The organism is Phaeobacter sp. JH20_37 (assembly GCF_048056015.1).
GTDB classification, from domain to species: domain Bacteria; phylum Pseudomonadota; class Alphaproteobacteria; order Rhodobacterales; family Rhodobacteraceae; genus Phaeobacter; species Phaeobacter bryozoorum.
The window spans coordinates 187,245-211,848 of record NZ_JAYMWW010000011.1 but is presented as its reverse complement, the minus strand read 5'-3'; the positions used below and the strand labels follow the sequence as shown (position 1 = coordinate 211,848).

Below are 24,604 nucleotides of genomic sequence, written 5' to 3'. Positions count from 1 at the left end.
TGTGCGCTGTCGAAATGCCGATATTAGAATCACGGCACCCGCATCGGGGCAAGGGGGGGCAAGTGCCTTGGTTAGAGCCTGATAGCCGCGGATGCGTCAGCTGTCCTCGCTGCTGCCGAGGCTGAGGTCGGGGCCGAAGATCACGTCGGAATAGCTGTTGAGGTAGATCTTGAGCCAGGGGGTGAAGCGATCCGGGTGGCGCTTCACCTCGGCCAGAAGGTCGTGGTAATCGACCCAGCGGGTCTCCATCACCTCATCCGGGTTGGGAGTGAGCTGCGGCGCGCGGTGGGCATGGGCGAGAAAGACATCAACCACCTCATGTTCGATCAGCCCGTTGCCGACATCGGCGCGGTATTCGAGGTGATGGCGAAACTCGGGGTAGAGGCCGGTGATGCCCAGCTCCTCATGCATCCGGCGGACCGCGCAGGCGGAGGAGGATTCATCCCATTGCGGATGGGTGCAGCAGGTGTTCGCCCACAGACCGGGGGTATGGTATTTGCCCAGAGCGCGGCGCTGCATCAGGATTTCGCCGCCCTTGACCACAAAGACCGAAACGGCCTTGTGCTTCAGCCCCTGTTCATGGGCAGCCAGCTTTTCAACCGGCGTCAGGGTGCCATTCACCCAGGCGGGGATCAGGTGGGTCATTGCAGGAGCTCGCAAGGATTGTGCAAGGGGCTGGGCTGTGCGGCCATCGGGCAGATATGGTTGTCATCGGGTGGAGGTCAATCCCGCAACCAAGGCTGGCCAGAGTTGCGGGCGCGTGGTTGCGGGTGCCGACGCGGAACGGTCAATATCCCAGCAGAAAACGAAAGGCAATTGTGCGAAAAGCCGCGGCCAGGGGCGCGCGGCTTTTGCTGTCGTGTCAGGGGACCGGGATCAGTTGGTCGCGGTCTCATCTGTGGTGGCGTCTGCGTCGCCTTCGGCGGCATCAGCGGGGCCGTGCATCGCGAGGAAGGCATAGATGTCTTCGGCGCCTTTCTTCAGGCGGAAGGACATTTTGGATTTCGCTTTGGAATCATCCAGATAATCGCGCAGGAACGCCTTGGGATCGGCGGTATAGGCGGCGAAGCTCTCTTCGTCCCATACCAGCCCCTGTTCGCCTGCGGCCACCATGTCGTCGCCGTATTTGTAGCCGTCCGCGGTGCCGGCGGTGCGGCCGACAACGCCCCAGAGGTTCGGGCCGGTTTTGCCGCCCTTGATGATCACGTCACCGCTGTCCGAGACAACCATGTGGCAGGATTTGCACTTGTTGAAGCCCTTTTCGCCCTTGTCGGCGTCGCCTTCGGCAAAGGCAGGGGCTGCAATCAGGCCAAGGGCCGCTACAGCAGTCAGAAGTTTCATGTCGCTTGCTCCAAAATTGAGTTGGCTCGATCAATACGCGCCGGATCTGCAGGAAAGTCAAACGGGCGTATTGCCGCGTTGGCTCTCGGTCGGGCGCTGCGACAGTTCACATGTGTCAGATCGCGCCGAGGTCAAGGGGAGGCCGTGGCGTCACATATCCTGCCAAGAGGGCAGCAGATCGCCGGGTTCGGCATGCGCGAGCGCGGCTGCGCGGGCGATGGCGCGACTGAGGCAGAGGGCGGCGGCATGTCCGATGGCGCCCAGATCAGCGCCCAGATCACCGTCGCTGATGGTCTTTGCCGGATCTGCGGTGCTGATCGCAAAAACCAGATCGCCGTCGCCGGGGGAATGTGCCGGTACGATGGCGCGTCCGATGCCGTCATGGGCGGCAATGGCGAGCCGCTGGCATTGTGATTTGCTCAGCGCCGCGTCGGTCGCGACAATGGCAATGGTGGTATTGCTGCCCTCGGTCGGCAGTTCGGTGCCCTGCGCCAGCGCCTGCATGGCGGCGATCTTGAGGCTCGGGGCGGGGGTGGTGAAGCCGGTGGCGGGATCGACGCCTGCACCGCCGAACTCCCCGTCAATTTCATAAGGAGCGGCCCAGAAATGGCGGTCTCCCGGTGTGGTGACCGAACCGAGCGGATTGGCCGCGACCAGCGCACCGACGGTGGTGCCGTCCGGCAGGACAAAGGACGCCGATCCGAGCCCACCCTTGAGTCGTGCTGCAAGAGCTCCGGTGCCCGCCCCGACGGTGCCAAGGGCAAAGCCGTGATCAGCCGCTTCATAGGCGGCGCGACCGAGGGCGGCATAGGGGTTTTCCGACCAGTCCTTATCGCCGCCGTTCAGGAGGTCAAAGAGGATCGCACCCGGCACGATCGGCACGCGCGCAGGCCCCACGGCAAAGCCCCGTCCGGCGGCGCGCAGCCCTGCGACCACGCCGGAGCAGGCATCCAGCCCGAAGGCGGAGCCGCCGGAGAGCACCAGCGCATCAATCTGAGCGACGGATTTGTCCGGTGCCAGCAGATCGGTTTCGCGGGTGCCCGGCGCGCCGCCCATCACATGCACCCCGGCCGTAAAGGGCCGATCGGCGGTCAGCACGGTGGTGCCGGATTTCAGCCGCCGGTCTTGGGCATTGCCAACCTTGAGGCCGGGGACATCGGTGATCAGGTTGCGCGGGCCGGGTTTCATCGGGTGTCTCCTGTTGGGGCGGGCATCTGGGGCAGATTATGGCAGGGGCGCGCTGGCGCGCGCGGCCTCCGGCGGGAGTATTTCTGGAAAGATGACAGGCGGGTCGGATATTTGGTCGGGCTTGGGCGGTCAGATACAGCGCCCGCCGTCGACCTCCAGCGCGACGCCGGTCACCATGCTGGCCTCATCCGAGCAGAGGTAGCAGGCGGCATTGCCCATATCCTCCGGGGTGGAAAAGCGGCCGATTGGAATGGTGGAGAGGAACTTGGCGCGGATTTCCGGCGTATCCTCTCCCATGAAGGTTTTCAGCAGCGGGGTTTCGCCCGCGACCGGGTTGATCGCATTGACCCGCACCCCGGCGGCGGCAAGCTCAACCGCCATGGTGCGGGTTGCGGTGATCATCCAGCCCTTGGAGGCATTGTACCAGTTGAGATTGGGACGGGGTGAGATGCCGGCGGTGGAGGCGACATTCAGGATGGCGCCGGAGTGGCGCGCCTTCATATGCGGCACCAATGCGCGGGCGGTCAGGTAGACGGATTTCATATTGACGGCAAAGACGCGGTCGAAATCCTCTTCGCTGACGTTTTCAAGCGGCGTCGGCAGGTGGCTGACACCAGCGTTGTTGACCAGAATATCGACCTGTCCGAATTGATCCAGCGCCGTGGCCGCCATCTGATCGACCGAGGCGCGGTCGGAGACATCGACGGTCTGGGCAAATGCCCGATCTGTGCCATGGCTGTTGCGGGCCTGTTCTGCGGCCTCTGCGGCGGCGTCGGCGTTGATATCGGCAATCATCACCCGCGCGCCCTCCTGCAGGAATTTGGTGACGATGCCGGCGCCAAAGCCTGAGGCCCCGCCGGTTACAATGGCGCATTTCCCTGCCAGCCGCATATGCTCTCTCCCCGAATTGACTCGGCGGCAGCTTGGCGGAGACCGGGGAGCAGCGCAATCGCCTGTCTCAGTCCGGGTCGATCTTACCGCGCGTCGCCTTGATGTCGCCGCGCTGGCGTTTGGCCTCCAGACGGCGGCGTACCGAGCCGCGGGTGGGTTTGGTGGCAATGCGGCGTTTGGGGACAATCAGGGCCTGGCGGATCAGTTCGGCCAGGCGTTCGCGCACCAGATCACGGTTGCGCTGCTGCGAGCGGGTTTCGTCGCATTGCAGGATGATCGCGCCGTCCTTGGTCCAGCGGCGGCCGGCCAGCCGTTTCAGGCGCGATTTCACCGCCGGGCTGAGCGCCGGGGAGCGTGCGGCCTCGAACCGCAGTTCGACGGCGGAGGAGACCTTGTTCACGTTCTGCCCGCCGGGACCGGAGGCGCGCATAAAGCTCTCGGTCAGTTCCCAGTCTTGCAGGGCGATGGTGTCGGTAATGTGCAACATGGGCGAACCATAATCTGCCATATCGCCAAGGTCCAAGCGAAAGCCGTGGCTGGGAGGTCACGGGAGGGCATCGCGTGACGCAAAAAGGGCCGCCCCGACGGAGGCGGCCCTTTCCGAAAGTCTGTAAGAGCAAAGGCAGGTTAGGGTCTGAAACCCAGCCGGATGGCGACTGCCAGAGAGGGCTGCCTCAGAGGGCCGCCGCTCCGGTTGTTGCTACGCCTTGCTCCAATACCTTTCTTGACACTGGATCACCTCCTTTTCTCTCTGTTTCCGCTGTCTTGGATGGTGGCACGGAACTGGAAGATCTCCAAATAAAAAGACGGCTGTCAGTTAACGCTGGCCTGCGACCGTGTAAGACGCGCCACGATCAGGCGGAAGGGGACGAGCGCCAGCAGCGCCAGTGCCACTTTCACGCCCCAGTCGGCAACAGCAAGCGAGACCCAGAGCGGGGCGATGGGGCCAGTGCCGAGGATCGGCAGCATTTCACCGGCCCAGCTGACATCATTGCCGGGTTCCAGCCAGACCAGAGCGCCGGAAAAGGCGATGCTGAAGAACAGCGCGGTGTCGAGCGTGGCGCCGATCAAGGTCGAGGCCAGCGGTGCCCGCCACCAGGCGCCATTGCGCAGGGCGGCAAAGATCGAGACGTCCAGCAGCTGTGCTGTGAGGAAGGCAAGGCCGGAGGCGATGGCGATGCGCAGGGTCACGAGGGGGCCGAATTCGCCCATGATCTGGGTGCCGATCAGCGAGCAGATGACGCCAACGACAAAACCGGCCAGCACCACCTTGCGAGCGGGTCCGGTGCCATAGACGCGGTTGGTCACATCGGTCACGAGGAAGGCGATGGGATAGGTGAAGGCGCCCCAGGTCAGCCATTGGCCGAACAGGAATTGCACCAGGATGTTGGAGGCCACAACAACAGCGGCCATGGCAAGAATGCCAGGAAGGTAAGAGCGTGTCATTTTGCAGTCCGTTTTTTAGACAAGGTCGCGGAGACTTGTTTCGCCGATGCGAAAGATCAGGCCCAATAGCGGAAAAGCCCCTGTTTGGGCAAGAGATTTGTCAGGTATTGCCTGCTGTCGCACCGGTGGTGGCCTAATCGGGCAGCCGGTATTCCACCAGTTCGGTGCGTTGCAGCGATTTGAAGTTGTCGTCGGAGACCATGGTGGCGCGCAGCGCGCCGCTGCTGTCGCGCCAGATCGAGACGCCCTCCAGATTGTCGTGCAGACCGAGACCGGTTTGCAGCAATGTGACCTCGCCGCTGATGCCATCGGCGGTGATGTCCCAGCGCCGCAGGCGGCTGCGAAAGCCGATGAAGCCAAAGTCGCGTTCCAGGAGGTAGAAGCGGCCGTCAGGGCCGAAATCGGCGCCCACAGGGAGGAATTTTCCCCGGCTCGGCAGATCAAAGGGACGGTCCCATCGGCTGCCATTCCACCGCCAGACGGGGATATCTCCGGCCTCGGTCAGGGCGCGTTCCGGCAGCGTGTAGAGATGGCCCTTGCCGTCGATGGCGAGGGCCTCCAGCGCCTTGTTCAGGGGCAGGCGGCGAAAGGCCTTTGGGCGGGGCAGCACCTCGGCGCGACTGTCGCCCCGGCGGTGCCGGGCAACGCGCGAGACGCCTTCAAAGGAGATGAAGAGGGTGCCGTCACGCGCGATGGCGAGGCCTTCTGCGTCGACGATCCGCCCGCGCAGGATCGCGCCGTCTGATGCGCGCAGCTTATGGGCCTCGGTCGGGGTGATGGCCTCGATGGGGTGCAGTGCCGCGGTTCCGCGCTGAATGCGGGCGGTGACGATGGTGGCCCGATCGCTGACCACGGTCATCTGCGCCCCGTCCGGCGACAGCGACAGGGCGGAGAACCCCCCGAACCATTTGGCCGGGTGGGTCCAGCGATAGGCCGCGATGAACTGCGCCCCGCCCGGCTGTGCGGCCGAGGCGACGGGCCGATAGGCCAGCAGCGCCGTCAGAGAGATGGTCAGCGCCGCTGCCAGCCCGAGGCTCAGTTTGATTGCAGAACGGCGGCGCATTGCTGAGGCAGGTCCGAAAGAGTGTATTCACGCCGGGGTTTGGGCGGCGGCGCATTGGGGTCGCGCGGTTTTGGCGGCGGCGGATTCAGGATGTCCTTCACCCACTGGCGCGCGTCATCGCAGCCGTCGCCGCGCGGGGGCGGATCCTGATCGACACAGCCGCGCGCGCCGGCCGGGCATTTCAGCCGGACGTGGAAGTGGTAGTGATGGCCATACCAGGGCCGGACCTTGCGCAGCCAGTCGCGGCTACCCTTCTCGTCGTTGCACATCTGGACCTTGGCGCCGGGGAAGACAAAGATCCGCGCCACGCGGTCATCCTTGGCGGCGGCGCGTAGGATGGCGTGGTGCTGGGGTGACCAGCTGGAATTGGTGTAGGCACCATTGGCCCGGCGTAGGGAGATCGAGGAGATCTTCTCGCGTTCGGCGACGGAGAGGTCGAGGCGCTTGGCCGGCAGCATCCAGATATCGGCGTCCAGACCCACCTGATGACTGCGGTGCCCGGACAGCATCGGGCCGCCGCGCGGCTGGCTGATATCGCCGACATAGAGCCCGTTCCAGCCGCTCTGGCGGGCGGCAACGCGGCTCAGATCCTTGATAAAGTCGATGGTTTCGGGATGGCCCCAGTTGCGGTTGCGCGACAGGCGCATCGCCTGCCAGGTCGGGCCGGTCTGGGGCAGCTGTTCTGCCCCGGCCACGCAGCCCTTGGCGTAGGAGCCATGCGGTGCGGGTTTCTGCGCGGAGCCTGCGCGTTTGGCACCGAACAGCTGCTTTGCGGGTACGTCCGAGTTTGCAGAGCGGCTGACCACCGGATTGGCGGAGGGTGATCGGCTGTCCCCGGCGGGGGCGCAGGCTGTCAACAGGAGGGCGGTGAGGGTGATGTATCGACTGAACTTCAACTCTGGTCTCCTTCTGCATTGACCCAGCGCAGAACGATGAGCCCGATAATGAACAATAGAATAACCGGTGCAATGCCGAGGCGGGCACTGCCGGTGAGCGTGGTGGCTATTCCGATCAGGGCCGGTGCCAGAAAGGCTGTGGCGCGACCCGAAAGGCCATAAAGACCGAAGGCCTCGGTCGCGTTCTCGGGCGTGGTGTGGCGGACCATGAGGCTGCGGCTGGCGGCCTGAAGGATACCACCAAAGCCACCGATCAGCACACCGCAGGCAAAGAAGACGGCGTCAGGCAGGCCGGAGCCTTCGGCGAGAGAGAGGCCAAAGAACTGGTCGCGGGACATGTTTACGACCAGGAAACAGACGGTTGTCAGGATCAGAATTGCGGTGGTGATGACCGGTTTCGGGCCAAAGCGGCGATCCGCCAGCCCGCCGAGCCAGCTGAACAGCGCCGAGGAAATCACGGCGATGATGCCGAAGACGCCGATCAGGGTGATTTCCCAGCCCAGCACCAGCCGCGCGTAAATTCCGCCAAAGGCATAAAGCCCGTTCAGCGCATCCCGGTAGAGCATCGAGGAGATCAGATAGCCGGTCAGGCTGGCGCGATGGCGCAGACTGCGGACGGCGCGACCAACGGAACGGATGGCATCGCCAAACCGCCCGCGCGCGCCGGTGATGGCATCGTCGCGCACCCAGCGGAAATAGGGGATGATAAAGAGCGCAAACCAGATCGCTGTCAGCGGACCTGCGGCGCGGGTGCCTTCGCGGGTCTCCGCATCCAGCCCCAGAATGGGATCAATCCCGATCAGGGTTTTGCCATTCCCCTGTTCGACGAACAATGTGAGCATCAGGAAAAGCGCGATCACCCCGCCAAGGTATCCGATAGCAAAGCCGGTGCCTGAGATGGTGCCGACGTCTTCCTTGTTGCCGAGAGAGGGCAGCTGCGCATTGACAAAGATCAGCGCAAATTCCGCGCCGATAAAGCCGAAGCCAAAGCTGATGAGCATCCACCAGAGGTTTGATCCGTCCGGGTCCATGAACCACAGGCCCCAGGCGCCGGTCACATACATCAGCGAAAACATCATGATCCAGGGCATTTTGCGCCCGGAGATATCCGCAAGCGCGCCCAGAAACGGGCCGCCAAGGCCGATCATCAGGCCGGTGATGGTGAGGCACATCGACCAGACCGTCTGCGCCTGCGCCTTTGCCGCCTCATCCGCGAGGCCCTGGGTCAGGTAATACTCGGCGGCAACGGCTGCGAAGAAGGGCGCAAAGACAAAGGTGACCAGCAGCGTGTGATAGGGCTGACTGGCCCAGTCAAAGGCCCACCAGCCCCAGATGCGCTTGCGCATGGATATCTGCGTCATGCCTCGTCGTCCCTCGCCCGATGCCTGTCGTGGTCTTTTGTCGTTACCTTTTGGTATGACAGGCCGGTATGGGGTTAGGCAAGCGTGTCCTGCGTTGACCTGTGGTAGATCGCGCTGGTCCTTCGTACAGCCATATGCTGTGCGGTCGGATGCTGCGGCGGGCCGACCCTAGCCGTTTTGGAGGGTTTCGGGCGCCGCAGGGGCAGGATCCGCCATCATCGGTGGCCAGGGGCGGCCTGCGTCCGCCTCGCACCAGGCCTTGATCCAGGCGGGCATCTCGGGGGCGTGGCTGTCGGTGCGACCGATCGTTTTGAGCACCTCCTGCGGTGCGACGATCCCCTTGGCATCTGTGATGGCGGTGCGCAGCATCACGTGGCTGGCGCAGTCGCCGTTGGATTTCCACATGGATTGTTCCAGATAGATGAAGCGATCGTCCCAGGCCACTGCCCGGCTGCGCATCTCGAACCGTTCAAAGCCGCGGATGCGGCGGCGAAACCGCACCGTGGTGCCCGCAACCGTCATGCCCCAGCGACGGCTGCGCAGGGCGCCGATCAGGCCGACACGCTGGGCCAGCATGGTACGGCCCAGATCATAGAGCGTCATCGCACGGCCGTTGTTGAGCTCCATCCAGATATCCAGATCCCAGGGCCAGCAGATGTGGCGGGAGACATGGGTGTCGGTCAGATCCAGCGGCGGCATCCGGCGGGCAACCAGCAGATCCTTGATCAGGCGGACGATGGGAAACATGGGCGCGCTCTCCTGTGTGATGTGCCCGTGTTGCCATCTGTTTACAGCGCGTCAACCGCAACCTCGCGGCAGTCTTGCGATTTTGCGCGGGCGCGCTTACCTGTGGACAGGCTCCAAAAAGGGAAATCAAAGAGATGCTGTCGCTGTTTCAAATTCTGATGCTGATCCTGGACATCGTCTGGTTCTTCATCATCGCCCATGTGATCATGAGCTGGCTGATCAATTTTCAGGTTCTGAACCTCAATCAGCAATTTGTGGCGCAGGTCTGGTATGGTCTGAACCGCTTGTTAGAGCCGCTTTATGCGCCAGTGCGCCGCATTTTGCCCAATATGCAGGGCCTTGATCTGGCGCCGCTGGTGGTGCTGATCGCCGTTTATGCGCTGCGGATTATTCTGACCAACAATATCGCCATGTTCTATTGACCCAATGGGCCGAGGCGCGGCGATCGCTCTGATCGCGGCGCGGCGATTGATGCGGATGGACCGCCCAGGCATCGGCCTGCGGCGGTCTTTTCGGTGCCACTTGTCTGACGGTCGGGGGTGCGCACCCTTGTGGGTCGAATCCCGTTGTGGGATTGTAGCTGCCAAGACGAGCAGAACACAAAACGAGGCCCCCAGCCCCCATGTCCGCATTGCAGCCGGAAATGACCGCTCCGACCGGGGCGACCTCCAGTGGCACATCCGTCACCGCCGCCTGTGCTACTGGCGCGACGCCGCTGTTGCGGGAAATCTTTGGCTTTGACGGGTTTCGCCCGGGGCAGGAGGAGATCGTCGACGCCGTGACCGCCGGTGAAAATGTGCTGGCGATCATGCCGACCGGCGGCGGCAAATCCCTGTGCTTCCAACTGCCTGCTCTGCTGCGTGAGGGGGTCACGGTGGTGATCTCGCCGCTGATTGCATTGATGCGCGACCAGGTGCGGGCGTTGCAGGAGGTTGGCGTGACCGCCGGGGCGCTCACCTCGGGCAATACCGACGAAGAAACCGAGGCGGTCTGGCAGTCCATTGAGGAGGGGCGGCTGAAGCTTCTGTATATGGCGCCGGAACGGCTGGCCTCCGGGGCGGCGATGGGGATGCTGCGGCGGATCGGTGTCAGCCTCATCGCGGTGGATGAGGCGCATTGCGTCAGCCAGTGGGGCCATGATTTCCGCCCCGATTACCTGCGGATTGGTGAATTGCGGCGGGCGCTGGACGTGCCGCTGGCGGCCTTTACCGCGACCGCAGATCAGGAAACCCGCGAAGAGATTGTCGAGAAGCTGTTTGATGGTGTCGCACCGCGCAGTTTCCTGCGCGGCTTTGACCGGCCCAATATCCATCTTGCCTTTGCCACCAAAGACAGCCCGCGCCGACAGATTCTGGAGTTTGCGGCCGCCCGAAAAGGTCAATCCGGCATCATCTATTGTGGGACACGTGCCAAGACCGAAGCGCTGGCGGCGGGGCTGCGCGAGGCGGGCCACGCCGCCTGTTATTATCACGGTGGCATGGACGCAGAGGACCGGCGCGGGGTGGAGACACGCTTTGCCCGCGAGGACGGTCTGATCGTTGTGGCCACGGTGGCCTTCGGCATGGGTATCGACAAGCCCGATATTCGCTGGGTCGCCCATGCGGATCTGCCCAAATCCATCGAGGCCTATTATCAGGAAATCGGACGCGGTGGCCGCGACGGCGCGCCTGCCGAGACGCTGACGCTGTTCGGGCCGGAAGATATTCGACTGCGTCGCAGTCAGATCGACGAGGGTCTGGCGCCGCCGGACCGCCGCAGTGCAGACCATGCCCGGCTGAATGCGCTGCTCGGACTGGCCGAAGCGCTGAAATGCCGCCGCCAGACCTTGCTGGCCTATTTCGGCGAGGCGGCTGAGCCCTGTGGCAACTGTGATCTCTGCGACCAGCCGGTGGATGTGTTCGACGGCACCACGGCGGTGCGCAAGGCGCTGTCGGCGATCCTGCGAACGAACGAGACCTATGGATCGGGACATCTGATCGACATTCTGGTGGGCAATGCCACCGACCGGGTGCGTGACAAGCGGCATGACGATCTGTCGGTCTTTGGCTGTGGCAAGGAATATGGCAAGCGACAGTGGCAGGCGGTGTTCCGGCAGATGATGGGGCATGATCTGGTGCGCCCCGACCCCGAACGCCATGGCGCGCTGCGGATGACCGAGGCGGCGCTGCCGGTTCTGCGCGGTGAACAGGACATTGCGCTGCGCCGCGACACCATCAGCTCTGCCAAGCGCAGCCCTGCGGTAAAGGCGCTGGTGTCGGATGAGGACGCGCCGCTGTTGTCGGCACTGAAAGCCAAGCGGCGCGCGCTGGCCGAGGCGCAGAAAGTGCCGGCTTATGTTATTTTTGCGGATCGCACGCTGATCGAGATGGCCGAAACCCGGCCCGATACGCTGGATAAAATGGCGCGGATCGGCGGTGTCGGGGCGAAGAAACTGGAGCGGTATGGCAGCGATTTCCTGTCGGTGATCACCGGCGAGAGCGCGGCGCTGCACCCGATGCGGCGCAAGCTGGCCGGGCGCGATGCCGGATCGGTTTATGATGCGTTGATGGCTGTGCAGGCGGAGCTGGCGCGGGGCAGCGACGGAACCGAGAAACCGCTGAGCTGTTCTGCGGCGCAGCTGACGAAGCTGGCGCAGGTCCGTCCGCAGACTGAAATCGCCATCACAAGGCTGTTAGGCGAGCGCCGCGCGGAACGTTTTGCAGCGGCGTTTCTCGACGTCTTGCGCGGCGCGGGCTAGGTCTTGTCCAGAACAGATGGGGGCAGAATATGCTGGTAGTGACTTCTCCGGCCAAAAAGCTGGACTGGAGCGAACGCGACGTTGAGATGACATGGCCCGCCATGCACGACGCGGCGGTGGATTTGGCATCCGTGGCGCGCGATCTGTCGGTCGCCGAGCTGATGAAGCTGATGCATATCAGCGAGGATCTGGGCAAGCTGAACTACGAGAGATTTCAGAGCTTTACCGCCGATCCGGGCAGCGATGCCACGCGCCCGGCCGCGCTGGCCTTTGCGGGTGACACCTATCAGGGGCTGGAGGCGGGATCTCTGGACGCGGAGGAAATGGCCTGGGCGCAGGACCATTTCCGCATTCTGTCGGGCCTTTACGGGCTGCTGCGGCCGCTGGATGCGATGCAAGCCTACCGGCTGGAGATGGGATCGCGGCTGAAGACGGCAAAGGGCAAGAATCTCTATGACTACTGGGGGCGGGACATCTCTGATGCGTTGAATGCCCAAGGTGAGGCAGTGGGCAGCGATGTGCTGGTGAACTGCGCCAGCCAGGAGTATTTCGGCGCGGTTGATCGCGAAGCGCTGGCGCTGCGGGTCGTGACGCCTGTCTTCATGGAAGACAAGAACGGCACGCCCAAGGTGGTGAGCTTTTACGCCAAGCGGGCGCGGGGCGCGATGGCGCGCTACATCATTCAGAACCGGCTAAGCGATCCTGCGGCGTTGCTGGATTTTGACAGCGGAGGCTATCGCTACATGCCGGAGATGTCGGAGCCGGATCAGCCGGTGTTCCTGCGCGCGGGCTGAGCGGGGCCGGTGCAGATCAGGCGGCGCCGGTCTGGGTAAGGTCGTCATCCGCCAGCGGCGCCGCCTCGGCAGGCAGATAGGCGTGAATACGTTCGTGGATCAGCGCCTTGCGCAGGGGTTTGGTCAGGTAGTGATCCAGACCTGCGGCGAGAATCCCGTCTGAATCGCCGGCCATGGCATGGGCCGTGAGGGCGACAACCGGCGTGTAGATGCCGGTGCCGTGTTCCAGCGCGCGGATTTTCTGCGTTGCCTCCTTGCCGTCCATCACCGGCATCGAGATGTCCATGAAAATCAGGTCAGGCTGGAAGGACTGATAGGCCTCCACCGCCTCAATCCCGTTGCTGGCAAATTGCAGATCTATGTTCAGATCTTTCACCATTTTGCGGAACACAAGCTGATTGGTCCGGTTGTCTTCTGCTGCCAGAATCCGCATCAGCCGGGGCGTCGGGGTGGCATCGACCGCCGCGGCGATCGGGGCCGGCGCCAGGGTCGGCGCCACGGTCGGGGAGGACGCCGGGGCCGTTGGCTGCGCTGACGGCAGCGGTGTGGCCACCGTATCGAGCACCTGCGGTGTGGCTGCAACCGGCTCAACCATATCTGCGGCACGCGCCGCTGATCCACGCTTGGGCAGGTCGACAAGCCGCTGGAACAGCTCGTCCCGCTGGATCGGTTTCAGCAGCACGCTGTCTGTCACGGATTGTACAACCGCGTTGCTGGCTGCTGTGGGGTCGCTGCTGAGCATGAGGATCGGCACACTGGCAAAGGAGCCGGAGCGCAGTTTGCGGGCCAGTTCGACCCCATCCTGATCGGGCAGTTGTTCATCGCAGATGACCAGATCGACGTCCTCAGGCATCTGGGCAATTGCGGTGGTGCCATTGTCAAAGACCGTCACATCCAGCCCCAGCGTCGCCAGCTGTTTGCTGAGCACGTCGCGCATGACCGATTGGGACTCGATAACCACGACCTGACACAGCCCCTTGGGCAGCGTCGGGATGCTGGTTGAAGCGCCCTCTGCCAATGGCAGCTCCATGCGGAAACCGAAGCAGGACCCCTTGCCCTCCTCGCTTTCGACCCAGATTTCGCCGCCCATCAGTTCAATCAGCCGCTTTGAGATCGCAAGGCCAAGGCCGGTGCCCTCGAACTGGCGATTGCGCTCATCCTCGACCTGATTGAATTCGCCAAAGATGTCCTGCACCTTCTCTGCGGGGATGCCGATGCCGGTGTCTTCGATGGTGACATGGATCGAACAGATCTTGTCGTCAGCATTGGAGATGCCGGTGATCTGCAGGGCAACATGACCTTCTGAGGTGAATTTCACCGCGTTGCCGACAAGATTGGTGAGCACCTGGCGAATGCGTCCGGGATCTCCGACGAAGCTGGTTGGCAGGAACAGATCGTAGTCCAGCAGCAGTGTCAGCCCCTTGTCCCGTGCGGTGGGCTGAAGCAGCATCAGCACCTCATGCACACTGCGCTCCAGATCAAAGGGTTCAGGGTGCAGCTGCAGTTTCTGCGCCTCGATCTTGGAATAGTCGAGCACGTCATTGATGATGACCAAAAGCGCTTCGCCGGAGTTTTTGATCGTGTTGGCGTAGAGCTGTTGTTCCTCGTTCAGATTGGTGTCGCTGAGCAGCTCGGCCATGCCGACAACACCGTTCATCGGGGTGCGAATCTCATGGGACATATTGGCCAGGAAGGCGGATTTGGCACGATTTGCGGCCTCGGCCCGCTCGCGGGCGGCCTCAAGCTCCTCCTCGTATTGGACGGTGGAGGTGATATCGAGCGCCAGGCTGACCATATCGCCGCCATGGCCGCGCTGATCCAGCAGCCGCAGGTAGCGGTCGTCCCACATCCGTACGACCACAGGTTCGGGGGAGGGCGACAGCCAGCGCTCCGACATCTGGGCGCGCCAGTGATCGGGATCCTGTTCTCCGGTGTTCACCAGCCCCTCATCGGTGAGAATCTGCAGGATCCGTACGTAGGAGACGCCCGGCGCCACTTCCTCCAGCCCGTCGAACAGGTCGAGATAGGCGCCATTGGCGCCGATCAGTTTGCTGTCGGCATCAAAGAAGGCAAAGCCGTCCTGAAAGGCCTGGATCGAATGCCAAAGCCGTCGCTCGGCGCGCTCAACCTTTTCGTTGGCGGTGGACAGGTCCGATTTCACCTTGGCGTTTTCGTCGCGCACCGTCGCGACCTCGGCCTGGGTGACCCCGATCTGGCGTGTCAATGCCAGCGCATGGCGCCCGAGTTTGCGGTTGGCTGCCGAAAGTTCCGCCTGCTTCAATTCAAGCAGGCGCTCCGCTGCGAGACGCGCGCGTCGTTCTTCCGTCAATCTGTCAGCAAGGTTCATCCCTGCGAACTCCACATAAAACCAACACGACCTGTCTGCCCTACTTTGGCGGGCAGAGATTAAATTGAGATTAGTTCATCTGTTACGTTGCGATATCTTGCTATGGCGTTAACCCCGTGCCAGCCTCTTGGCAGGTCTGGAGGGTTCTATTGTGCGTGTGCCTGTTTCATTTGTTGTACTTTTGTGCGGTTGGCTTGTTCAACCATTAGTTGTTTTCGCTGATTCAATTTTTCCGGAAACGCGCTATGTCATTCAGCGCGACACCGATCATTTCGGGGCCGATCTTGGGCCGCTTTTTGACACCGATATGGGCAGTTGCGCGCGGGCTTGTTCGGCACAGACCGATTGTGTCGGGTTTGCCTTCAACAGCCGATCAAACGCCTGTTTCCCAAAATCGGCGATGGATCAGCCGTCGCCCTATGACGGGGCGTTTTCAGCGCATAAGCTTCTGGCCGGTGAGGCAGAGAAGCAGGCGGCCAAACAGCGCGCCGCGGCCTTGCAGGGGCTGGAGGTTGCGGATCTGGCTGCGGTGTCCAAACAGGCAGAAAACCTTGGCCTTCGCTTTCCAACGGGTGGATCCAGCGTTGAGGATCTGATTGCTGCGGCGCAGGGGGCGCCGTCGGCAGCGGCGCTGCGGTGGGTTGCCGAGGCTGTGGTGCTGAGTGATCGCGGCGATCTGTGGCTGGACTATGCCCGCAGGCTGCTGCGTCAGGATCTCAACGGATCCGCTCAACGCCGCGCCCATGAAGAGGCCTTTGCGGCAGCGCTCAATGCCTATCTGCGCAGTTCGCAGCCGGCGGCGCAGGCGGCCGGATTGATCACCGCCGCAGAGGCGTTGGAACAGCTGGGGCGGGGACGTGCCGCGCTGGCGGTTCTGCGGCTGGCGGCAGATCGTGAAACCAGCGCGAAACTGTCACTGCGTCTGGATGAGGCAATTGCCAAATATGGATTTCGTGTCACCGGGAGCCGGGTTGAGAGCGACAGCGCATCGCCCCGCATTTGTGTCGAATTTTCTGAAGATTTGGTACGCAGCGGGATCGACTACAGCGACTTTGTGAAACTGGCCGATCCGCGTCTGGTTGCCGAGTCGACCGCGCGCGAGCTGTGTATTGACGGTGTGGAGCATGGCACCCGCTACCGGGTGATGCTGCGGCGCGGGCTGCCGGCGGCAACCGGCGAGACATTGGCCAAGGATGTAACGCTGACCCACTACGTGCGGGATCGCGCCCCCAACGTGCGTTTCTCCGGGCGGTCCTATGTGCTGCCCAAGGGAGATCAGGTGGCGGTGCCGGTTGAGACGGTAAACGCGACCACGCTCGATCTGCGCCTGCGCCGTGTGAGCGATCGCAACCTGCTGCGAACCCTACAGGAGGATTATTTTGCCCGGCCGCTGTCGCAGTGGCAGGATGAACATTTCGCCAGCGATATTGCCGAGGAAATCTGGACCGGCACCGCGGAGGTCCAGCAGGATCTGAACCAATCGGTGACCACACGGCTACCGCTTGATGAGGCGCTGGCGGATCAGCCGGTAGGTCTTTATGCGCTGAGCGCGCAGGTTCCGGGGGCCGATCCCTATGAGGCGCCTGCGGCAACCCAATGGTTCGTGCTGACGGATCTGGGTTTGAGCACCATGCTGGGCAGTGATGGGCTGCATGTGCAGGTACTGGGACTGGCAGATGCCGCGCCGCGCGCGGGCGTTCGTTTGCAGCTGGTGTCCAATGCCAACGCGGTGCTGGGGACGGCAGTCAGCGACGCTGACGGCTATGCCCGTTTCGACGCGGGGTTGACCCGTGGAGAGGGGGCATCGGCTCCGGCTGTCATCATGGCGCTGAGCGGCGAGGAGGACGCGGCGGAGGTCGATTTTGCCTTTCTCTCATTGCGGGACGCCGCCTTTGATCTGTCGGACCGAGGGGTGGAGGGGCGTCTGGCACCGGGTCCGATTGACGTGTTCCTGACCACTGATCGGGGGGCTTATCGTGCGGGTGAGGTGATTCATGCGACCGCCCTTGCCCGTGATCCGAGGGCCGAGGCGCTTCCGGGCGTGCCCTTGATCGCGGTTCTGAACCGCCCGGACGGGGTCGAATACGCCCGGGTGGTTTCCGATCAGGGGGTGCTGGGCGGCCATGTGTTCCGCCTGCCGATTGGCGATACGGCACCGCGCGGAACCTGGCGGTTGTCGATCCTGTCGGACCCCGAAGCCCCGGCGCTGGCCAGCAGGCAAATTCTGGTCGAGGATTTTCTGCCTGAACGCATTGATTTCACGCAAGAGCTGGCGGCAGGAGCCGACCAAGGTCTGCGTCCGGGCACAAGCGCCCCCTTGCGGATCGAAGCGCGGTATCTGTTTGGTGCCCCGGGCCGCGACCTGACTATCGAGGGCGAGGTGACCCTGCGCCCGGCGGAACAGGTGAGCGGTTGGACGGGCTATCGCTTTGGTCGCCATGACGAGGTCGTCGCGCCGCAGAGCCGCTATTTCGGCGGGATGAGCACCGATGCCTCGGGTCTGGGCGTGGTTACCGTGACACTGCCGGAGATTGACGCGCCGGGTCAGCCTCTGATTGCGGAGGTGACCACCCGGCTGGCCGATGGGGGCGCGCGACCCGTCGAACGGCAGATGACTGTGCCCATGCAGCCTGACGGGCCGGTGATTGGTATCAAGCCGCTTTTTGAAGAGGTCGTCGCAGAGGGCGATGCGGCGCGGTTTTCGGTGATTGCGCTGGCCCCGGACGGTAGCACGCGGGATATGCCGGTCACATGGAGTTTGAACCGGGTGGAAACCCGCTACCAGTGGTATCAGCTCTACGGCAACTGGAACTGGGAGCCGACCACCCGGCGCAGCCGGATCGCGACGGGTGAGGCAACCCTGAGCGCGGCGACGCCTCTGGTGCTGGAGCAGCCGGTGGACTGGGGCCGGTATGAGCTGGTGATCGAACATCGGGGCACGCCCTATGTGGCGGCTTCGACCGATTTCTATGCAGGGTGGTATGTGCCTGACGAGGGGGCTGATACGCCCGACCAGCTGGATGTCTTTCTTGATCGCGACAGTTATCAGCCCGGCGATACAGCGCGGTTACGGCTGGTCACCCGCGCGGCTGGCACGGCTCTGGTTTCGGTGATGTCGAACCGGTTGATCAGCCGCCAGATGGTCGAGGTTCCCGCCGGGGAGACGGTGATTCCACTGGCAGTTGGTGCCGACTGGGGCAGCGGGGCATATGTCTCGGCGATGGTGGTGCAGCCGCTTGCTGGCAAGGCGGATCAGACCCCGACCCGCGCATTGGGGCTTGCCCATGCTCGCGTCATTCGCCCTGGCCAGGCGCTGGAGGTAACCTTGGACCTCCCCGAGGTGGCCCGCCCCCGCCGGACTCAGCTGGCCCGCGTCGAGGTCGCGGGGGCCGCTCCCGGTGAAGAGGTCTGGCTGACGCTGGCGGCGGTTGATCTTGGGATATTGAACCTCACCGGGTTTCAGAGCCCGGACCCCCTGGCGCATTACTATGGCCAGCGGCGGCTCGGGATGGAGCTGCGGGATCTTTACGGTCGCCTGATCGAGAGTGGCAACGGCGCCTTGGGCCGGGTGCGCTCCGGCGGCGATGCTGGGGCGGGGATGCGACTGCAGTCGCCGCCACCGACGCAGGATCTGATGGCGGTGTTTTCCGGTCCCGTGAAGGTCAAGGCCGATGGAACGGCCGAGGTGCCGATCGCGCTGCCAGCGTTTAACGGCACGGTTCGGGTGATGGCTGTCGCCTGGTCGCAAGATGCGGTTGGACAGGCGGAGCGGGACGTGGTGGTGCGCGATCCGATCGTGGTGAGCGCCAATGCCCCGCGTTTTCTGGCGCCCGGAGACAGCAGCCGGGTTCTTGTGGAGCTCACTCATGCAGATGGGCCCGCAGGCCAACTGAGCCTTGCGGCGCGGGTCCTTGGCGGCGGGCTTGAGATCGGGACATTGCCGCAAGTCCTGGAGCTGGCCGATGGCGCAGATACCACCCTGATGCTGCCGGTCGAAGCGCTGGCTGTCGGAGATCCGGAGATTGAGCTCGCCGTGACGACACCAGAGGGCGAAACGCTGATCCAGACGCTGCGCCTGCCGGTGCGGGCCAATGATCCGATGATTGCCACGACCAGACGGTTCAGGCTGGCGGCGGGGGATAGTTTTCTGTTCTCATCTGACGTCTTTACCGGGCTGCGACCGGGCGGCGCGCGGGCAGTGATGTCTGCGGGGCCGCTGGCGCGGTTCGACGTGCCGGGTCTGCTGACGGGCCTCGACCTCTACCCCTATGGCTGTACCGAGCAGATCACATCCCGGGCGCTGCCCTTGCTGTATCTGTCGTCGGTGGCACAGGCTGCCGGGTTGGGTGACGGGCCGCAGGTTGCCGCCCGGATTGACAGCGCCATTCAGCAGGTGCTGTCGCGGCAGGCCAGCAATGGCGGTTTTGGTCTGTGGCGCGCCGAAAGCGGTGATTTCTGGCTGGATGCTTATGCCAGCGATTTTCTGAGCCGCGCGCGTGTGCAGGGCTATCAGGTCGCTGACACCCGGTTCCGGCAGGCCTTGGACAACCTACGCAACCGGGTGAATTATGCCCCCGATTTCGAGAATGGAGGTGAGGACATCGCCTATGCGCTGCTGGTGCTGGCGCGCGAGGGGGAGGCGGCGATGGGCGATCTGCGCTATTACGCCGACGTTAAGGCTGCGGATTTCGCCACACCCCTGGCCGTTGCCCAGATCGGGGCGGCGCTGGCGGCCTATGGCGATCAGCGCCGGGCCGATCAGATGTTTGCCCGGGCGGCCTCTATGTTGCAGGGGGATGATCCCGATCCGACCCTGTGGCGCGCCGACTATGGCAGCCAGCGCCGCGATCAGGCCGGTGTTCTGGCCCTGGCCAGCGAGGCCGGTGCGCAGGCGGTGGACAGCCGTCGTCTGAGCGCGGGCCTGACAGCCGATGGCCGGCTGCTGTCCACGCAGGAAAGCGCCTGGACGCTGATGGCGGCTCATGCGCTGATCGAGGGCGGTGGTGGCTCCGGTCTGTTGGTCAATGGACAGGCGACGGACGGGCCATTTGTTGAGGTCTTGGATGGAGATCAGGATCGCGATCCGATGGCGCTGACGGCGGCCTCGGGCAAGGAGGTCGATATCACCCTCACCACCCTTGGCGTTCCGCTGGTGGCGGCGCCGGCAGGGGGAACTGGTTACAGCATCGAGCGGAGCTATTACACACTGGAGGGCGAGGCACTGGCTCCGGATCAGTTCACGGTTGGCGACCGCTTTGTCACCGTGCTGCGGGTGGTCGCGTTTGAGCCGGGTGGCGCGCGGTTGATGATCAATGATCCGCTGCCTGCGGGGCTGGAGATTGATAATCCCAGCCTGCTGCGATCCGGTGATCTGAGCGGGCTAGACTGGCTGACGCTGAGCGACGCGCGACATGCAGAATTCCGTGCGGACCGGTTTCTGGCGGCTGTCGATCTGCGGAGGGGCCGCGACGACGAGGCCGGGTCGCCGGTGACGCTGGCCTATGTGGCGCGGGCGGTGACGCCCGGTCTGTTCCACCACCCGGCGGCGTCGGTTGAGGATATGTACCGGCCCGCCAGCCGGGCCCGCACCGGCACCGGGCGCGTGCAGGTCCGGTGATCCGCGCGCCAAAGATGCGGCTACGGGCAAGCTCCTCCTGGCGGCTGCTGGGAGGGGCAGTTGCCCTATGCGTGACCATTGCTGCGATGGGATTGGGGGTCGAGACCTGGATCGCCCGAACGCCGATGCCCGCAACACTGGCGGAGACAGCCACCGAGGTGCGCGACCGAAACGGCCAGTTGCTGCGGGCCTATCCGGTTGCCGATGGGATCTGGCGGATGGCGGTGCGGCCGGATCAGGTCGACGCGGGCTATCGCGCGATGCTGCTGCGCTATGAGGACAAGCGGTTCTACGACCATGGCGGCGTTGATGCGCTTGCTCTGCTGCGGGCGGCGGCGCAGGCGGTGTGGCAGCGGCGTGTGGTCTCGGGTGGCTCGACACTGACGATGCAGGTGGCGCGGCTGCTGGAGGATGGCAGCACCGGGCGCTGGGCAGGAAAACTGCGCCAGATTCGGCTGGCGCTGGCGCTGGAGCGGCGCCTGACCAAGGCGCAGATCCTTGAGTTGTATCTGGTTCACGCGCCCTTTGGTGGCAATCTGGAAGGCGTGCGGGCGGCGAGCTATGCCTGGTTCGGCAAGGAGCCGTCGCGGTTGTTTCCGGCCGAGGCGGCGCTGCTGGTCGCCTTGCCGCAGGCACCGGAGGCGCGCCGCCCGGATCGCGCTCCGAAACCTGCAGAGATGGCCCGCAATCGGGTATTGGCGCGGATGGCAGCCGCAGGCGTCTTGCCGGTGGAGGCGGCCGAGGCTGCGCAGCGGGCGCGGATCCCCCGGCAAATGCGCCCCTTCCCGCAGATGGCCGCGCATCTGGCGGATCGCGTGATAGCCGAGACGCCGGAGCTTGCGCGGATTGATCTGACGGTGGAGGCCGGATTACAGCACCGGCTGGCGCGGCTGGTGGCGCAGACCGTCGCGCGGCAGGACGCCCGGCTGTCGGCTGCGGTGCTGGTGGCCGATCACCAGAGCGGCGAGATCCTCGCCTCGGTCGGCTCAGCCGGATATCAGGATGATCTGCGACAGGGGTTTGTGGATATGACGCGCGCGGCGCGTTCGCCGGGGTCCACGCTGAAACCGCTGGTCTATGGTCTTGCCTTTGATCAGGGGCTGGCGCACCCGGAAACCATGATCCACGACGGGCCTATTGATATCGACGGGTATGCGCCACAGAATTTTGACGGAGGTTATCGCGGCGACCTGCGGATGCGGCGTGCGCTGCAGTTATCGCTGAATACGCCGGTAATACGGGTGATGCAGGCGCTGGGTCCGGCGCGGTTGATGTCAGCCCTGCGGCGCGGAGGCGCGCGACCGCAGCTGCCCGGCGGTAAGCCGGGGCTGGCGGTGGCGCTGGGCGGGGTCGGTGTGTCGCTGCGTGATCTGGTGCAGGTCTACGCTGGGCTGGCGGCTGGCGGGCAAGGCCCCCGGCTGCGGGCGCGCCTGCAGGCCCCTTATGAGCGGATGCCGCGTCTGATGAGCAAGGTCTCTGCCTGGCAGATCGGCGATATTCTGCGCGGCGTTCCGCCTCCAGCCGGGGCGCCTGCGGGTATGGTGGCCTATAAGACCGGAACATCCTACGGGCACCGCGATACCTGGGCGATCGGATGGGATGGCCGCTATGTGGTGGGGGTCTGGCTGGGACGGGCGGATGGCACGCCGGTGCCAGGAGCCTTTGGAGCGGAACTGGCGGCGCCACTGTTGTTTGAGGCCTTTGGGCGGATTGGACGCGGGTTTACCCCCTTTCCAGCCGCACCTGCCTCTACCCTGCGCGTCGCTACGGCGGAGCTGCCGTTGCCATTGCAGCGCTTTGACAGGGGGGGCATTGGTGGCCCGCCCGGTGAGCGCCTGCAGCTGGCCTTTCCCCCGGATGGGGCGGCTCTGTTGCTGGCTGAGGGCGGGCAAATGACCCTGCGGATCAAGGGCGGCGAAGCGCCGTTTCTGGTGCTGGCCAATCAGATTCCCGTGGTGACCGGTGCCCGCCGTCGCAGCATCGATCTGCCGGGGTTGGAACGCGGGTTTTCAACGCTGGTGGTTGTTGACCGTAACGGCAGATCGGATCAGGCACGGGTGCGCATCACCCGCCCGGATGAGTAGCTGTGAGGTTGCTGGAATATGGAATCAGCGCCGCCCCTCGCGCAGCCAGCCTGCGATGATCGCAGCGCTGGCCAGCAGCAGCACCAGCCAAGCGGGAAGCAGCGGCGTCTGGTTGACCGAGACGGTCCGATAGGCGTCGCGCGGGGTCAGTCCGATCCAGCCACGTCCAGCGGCAACGCGTCCCTCGCGCACATCGCGCAGGCTCGGGATACCGTCGTGCAGCGCGCGCACGCCGCCACGGGTCTGGGCCACGGCGGCGGCCATGATATCGCCGGTGGCAATGGTCTGTTCAAATTCACGCGGCGCCGCAGGGCCGAGGCCGATGACGGTGGACTGGCTGCCTTCTTCCAGTCGGTAAAGACCGGGTTCCGGCCCCTCGTAGCGGCCTTCCCAGCGGCCGGGCGCGGTTTGGGTCATCGTGACGGTGACTGTGCTGCCATCGGGATTTGTGACCGTGACATCGCCGACATCTTCGCCCAGGCTGCGGCGCTGGATGCGCATACGCTGCCCGGTTGCCTCGGCTGACAGGACGTCCTCTTCCAGCTCGGGCTCTTTCATCATCCAATGGGCAAGGCGCCGCAGCAGCTCAAGCTGCGGGCCGCCGCCTTCGTATCCCCGGCTCCAGAGCCAGGCATGATCGGAGGCCAGCAGCGCCACGCGCCCCTCGCCGACCCGGTTCAGAACCAGCAGCGGGCGGTCATCCAGGCCGCTCATCAGGACATTGCCCTGGGGGACGTCGACTTCGATCTGCCGCAGCCAGCGGCCCCAGTCGGAGGCGCCGGTGAGATCGGCGGTAACAGGGTGGCGCTGGCCCAGATCGGTGATTTCCGGGCGATAGGCGCGCTCCAGCACCCGCGCCGAGGGGCTGGCAGGCAGGATGCTGGCCAGCGGAGAACGATAGATGCTGTCGGCGCTGGCAAAATCCGGCCCCGCCGCCACCAGAACCGCGCCTCCGCGTTCAACATAATCGGCCACATTGTCGAGGTAGATCGCCGGCAGGATGCCGCGCCGTTTGTAGCGATCAAAGATGATCAGATCGAAATCATTGATCTTTTCCAGAAACAGCTCCCGCGTTGGAAAGGCAATCAGCGACAGCTCATCGACCGGTACCCCGTCCTGTTTTTCCGGTGGGCGCAGAATGGTGAAATGCACCAGATCCACCGCGCTGTCGGATTTCAGCAGATTGCGCCAGGTGCGCCCGCCCGGATGCGGCTCGCCCGAGACCAGCAGCACGCGCAACCGATCGCGCACCCCGTTGATCTGGACCAGCGCGGCGTTGTTGCGATCGGTCAGCTCGCCCTCGGCGGTGGGGACGGTGAACTGGATCACGTTGCGCCCCCCATGTGGCAGGGTCAGTGGCAGGTCGAAATCGACACCGACAGGCAGGTTAAAGCGCTGCGGTTCGGCGCCGCCGATGGAAATCGCCAGCTCTGCCAGATTGCCGGTTGCGGGGGCCTCGCCCTGATCCTCGATCCTGAGGGTCAGGGTCACGGGTTCACCGATGATGGCAAAGCTGGGGGCGTTCTTGACGATCAGCCGCCGGTCCCAATCGCTGGGGCGACCGGTCAGCAGCAGATGCAGCGGGGCAGGCAGGGCCGGGGTCTGCGCAATGTCATGGATCTGGCCATCGCTGAGCGCGATCATCCCGGCAACCCGACCGCGCGGCACATTGGCAAGCGCCTCGGCCAGTGCGCCCATCAGCAGGGTGCCACTGTTGTCGCTGCTGCCATCACGCGGCGGGACGCTGTCGACGGCAATCCAGCGAACCTCGGTGTTCGGGCGCTGACTGAGGGCGGTCTCCAATGCGACACGGGCGGCCCCTGTCTGGTCGGGGCGGTCGGACAGGGCCTGGCTGGCGGTCTTATCCTCAAGCACCAGAACGATGTCACTGAGCGCGGCGCGGTCTTCGATCTGGTACACCGGGCCGCTGAGGGCCGCGATCAGCACCAGAGCGGCGAGCGCACGCATCGGCCATCCCGCAAGGCGTTTCCAGACCGCCAGAGCCAGCACCGCAACCGACAGCGCCGCAAGCAGGCCGATCAGCGGCCAGGGGACCAGTGGGTCAAAGAGGATGGTCTGTGTCATCTGTCCA

The 24,604-nt window shown here is 64.4% G+C and carries 17 protein-coding genes; 5 read left to right on the top strand and 12 right to left on the bottom strand.

What is annotated here, in order from left to right; all coding sequences use genetic code 11:
- Positions 1-96: 96 nt before the first annotated feature.
- The 10 genes from idi to VWZ87_RS04665 form a co-directional block, all read right to left on the bottom strand.
- Positions 97-645 (bottom strand): isopentenyl-diphosphate Delta-isomerase, encoded by a 549-nt coding sequence (gene idi / locus VWZ87_RS04710; protein WP_416534582.1) that lies wholly within the window; start codon positions 643-645, stop codon positions 97-99.
- A 231-nt stretch (positions 646-876) separates the two neighbouring features.
- Positions 877-1,341 carry a c-type cytochrome gene (locus VWZ87_RS04705; RefSeq protein ID WP_416534581.1) on the bottom strand — a complete coding sequence of 155 codons (465 nt, stop codon included), beginning with the start codon at positions 1,339-1,341 and terminating at the stop codon, positions 877-879.
- 150 nt (positions 1,342-1,491) lie between these two features.
- A complete protein-coding gene (locus VWZ87_RS04700) occupies positions 1,492-2,529 on the bottom strand; it encodes a P1 family peptidase (RefSeq protein WP_416534580.1) in 1,038 nt (345 codons plus the stop codon).
- A gap of 129 nt (positions 2,530-2,658) precedes the next feature.
- Positions 2,659-3,420 (bottom strand): SDR family oxidoreductase, encoded by a 762-nt coding sequence (locus VWZ87_RS04695; RefSeq protein WP_416534579.1) that lies wholly within the window; start codon positions 3,418-3,420, stop codon positions 2,659-2,661.
- 67 nt (positions 3,421-3,487) lie between these two features.
- Positions 3,488-3,907, bottom strand: coding sequence for an alternative ribosome rescue aminoacyl-tRNA hydrolase ArfB (gene arfB, locus VWZ87_RS04690; protein ID WP_416534578.1), 420 nt, complete (start codon positions 3,905-3,907; stop codon positions 3,488-3,490).
- A 326-nt stretch (positions 3,908-4,233) separates the two neighbouring features.
- Positions 4,234-4,866, bottom strand: coding sequence for a queuosine precursor transporter (locus VWZ87_RS04685; RefSeq protein ID WP_416534577.1), 633 nt, complete (start codon positions 4,864-4,866; stop codon positions 4,234-4,236).
- A gap of 133 nt (positions 4,867-4,999) precedes the next feature.
- Entirely contained in the window at positions 5,000-5,929 is a 930-nt protein-coding gene (locus VWZ87_RS04680; RefSeq protein WP_416534576.1) for an esterase-like activity of phytase family protein, read from the bottom strand.
- Complete coding sequence (gene mepA, locus VWZ87_RS04675; RefSeq protein WP_416534575.1) at positions 5,902-6,825, bottom strand: penicillin-insensitive murein endopeptidase; 924 nt, start codon at positions 6,823-6,825, stop codon at positions 5,902-5,904. The genes VWZ87_RS04680 and mepA overlap by 28 nt, the downstream gene beginning before the upstream one ends.
- Positions 6,822-8,243 carry an MFS transporter gene (locus tag VWZ87_RS04670; RefSeq protein ID WP_416534584.1) on the bottom strand — a complete coding sequence of 474 codons (1,422 nt, stop codon included), beginning with the start codon at positions 8,241-8,243 and terminating at the stop codon, positions 6,822-6,824. Before VWZ87_RS04670 ends, mepA begins: the two co-directional genes overlap by 4 nt.
- Positions 8,244-8,354: 111 nt before the next feature.
- Positions 8,355-8,933: an acyl-CoA thioesterase gene (locus tag VWZ87_RS04665; RefSeq protein WP_416534574.1), complete on the bottom strand. Its 579-nt coding sequence runs from the start codon at positions 8,931-8,933 to the stop codon at positions 8,355-8,357.
- 134 nt (positions 8,934-9,067) lie between these two features.
- On the opposite strand from VWZ87_RS04665, the gene VWZ87_RS04660 reads away from it, so the two are divergent.
- The 3 genes from VWZ87_RS04660 to yaaA all read left to right on the top strand — a co-directional run bounded on the left by VWZ87_RS04660 (position 9,068) and on the right by yaaA (position 12,464).
- Positions 9,068-9,355: a YggT family protein gene (locus VWZ87_RS04660; RefSeq protein ID WP_014873231.1), complete on the top strand. Its 288-nt coding sequence runs from the start codon at positions 9,068-9,070 to the stop codon at positions 9,353-9,355.
- A gap of 200 nt (positions 9,356-9,555) precedes the next feature.
- Positions 9,556-11,670 (top strand): DNA helicase RecQ, encoded by a 2,115-nt coding sequence (gene recQ / locus VWZ87_RS04655; RefSeq protein ID WP_416536880.1) that lies wholly within the window; start codon positions 9,556-9,558, stop codon positions 11,668-11,670.
- A 29-nt stretch (positions 11,671-11,699) separates the two neighbouring features.
- The gene (yaaA, locus tag VWZ87_RS04650) at positions 11,700-12,464 is read left to right on the top strand and encodes a peroxide stress protein YaaA (protein ID WP_416534572.1); all 765 of its coding nucleotides are present in this window, start codon (positions 11,700-11,702) and stop codon (positions 12,462-12,464) included.
- A gap of 16 nt (positions 12,465-12,480) precedes the next feature.
- Here yaaA and VWZ87_RS04645 read toward each other — a convergent pair whose 3' ends face one another.
- Positions 12,481-14,811 carry a response regulator gene (locus VWZ87_RS04645; RefSeq protein WP_416534571.1) on the bottom strand — a complete coding sequence of 777 codons (2,331 nt, stop codon included), beginning with the start codon at positions 14,809-14,811 and terminating at the stop codon, positions 12,481-12,483.
- A gap of 307 nt (positions 14,812-15,118) precedes the next feature.
- On the opposite strand from VWZ87_RS04645, the gene VWZ87_RS04640 reads away from it, so the two are divergent.
- The gene (locus VWZ87_RS04640) at positions 15,119-20,428 is read left to right on the top strand and encodes an alpha-2-macroglobulin family protein (protein WP_416534570.1); all 5,310 of its coding nucleotides are present in this window, start codon (positions 15,119-15,121) and stop codon (positions 20,426-20,428) included.
- Positions 20,429-20,442: 14 nt separating this feature from the next.
- Positions 20,443-22,512, top strand: a complete 2,070-nt coding sequence (pbpC, locus tag VWZ87_RS04635; RefSeq protein ID WP_416534569.1) for a penicillin-binding protein 1C — start codon at positions 20,443-20,445, stop codon at positions 22,510-22,512.
- 24 nt (positions 22,513-22,536) lie between these two features.
- Here the strand turns inward: pbpC and VWZ87_RS04630 are convergent, their stop codons facing one another.
- Positions 22,537-24,597, bottom strand: coding sequence for a hypothetical protein (locus VWZ87_RS04630; protein ID WP_416534568.1), 2,061 nt, complete (start codon positions 24,595-24,597; stop codon positions 22,537-22,539).
- Positions 24,598-24,604 lie beyond the last annotated feature (7 nt).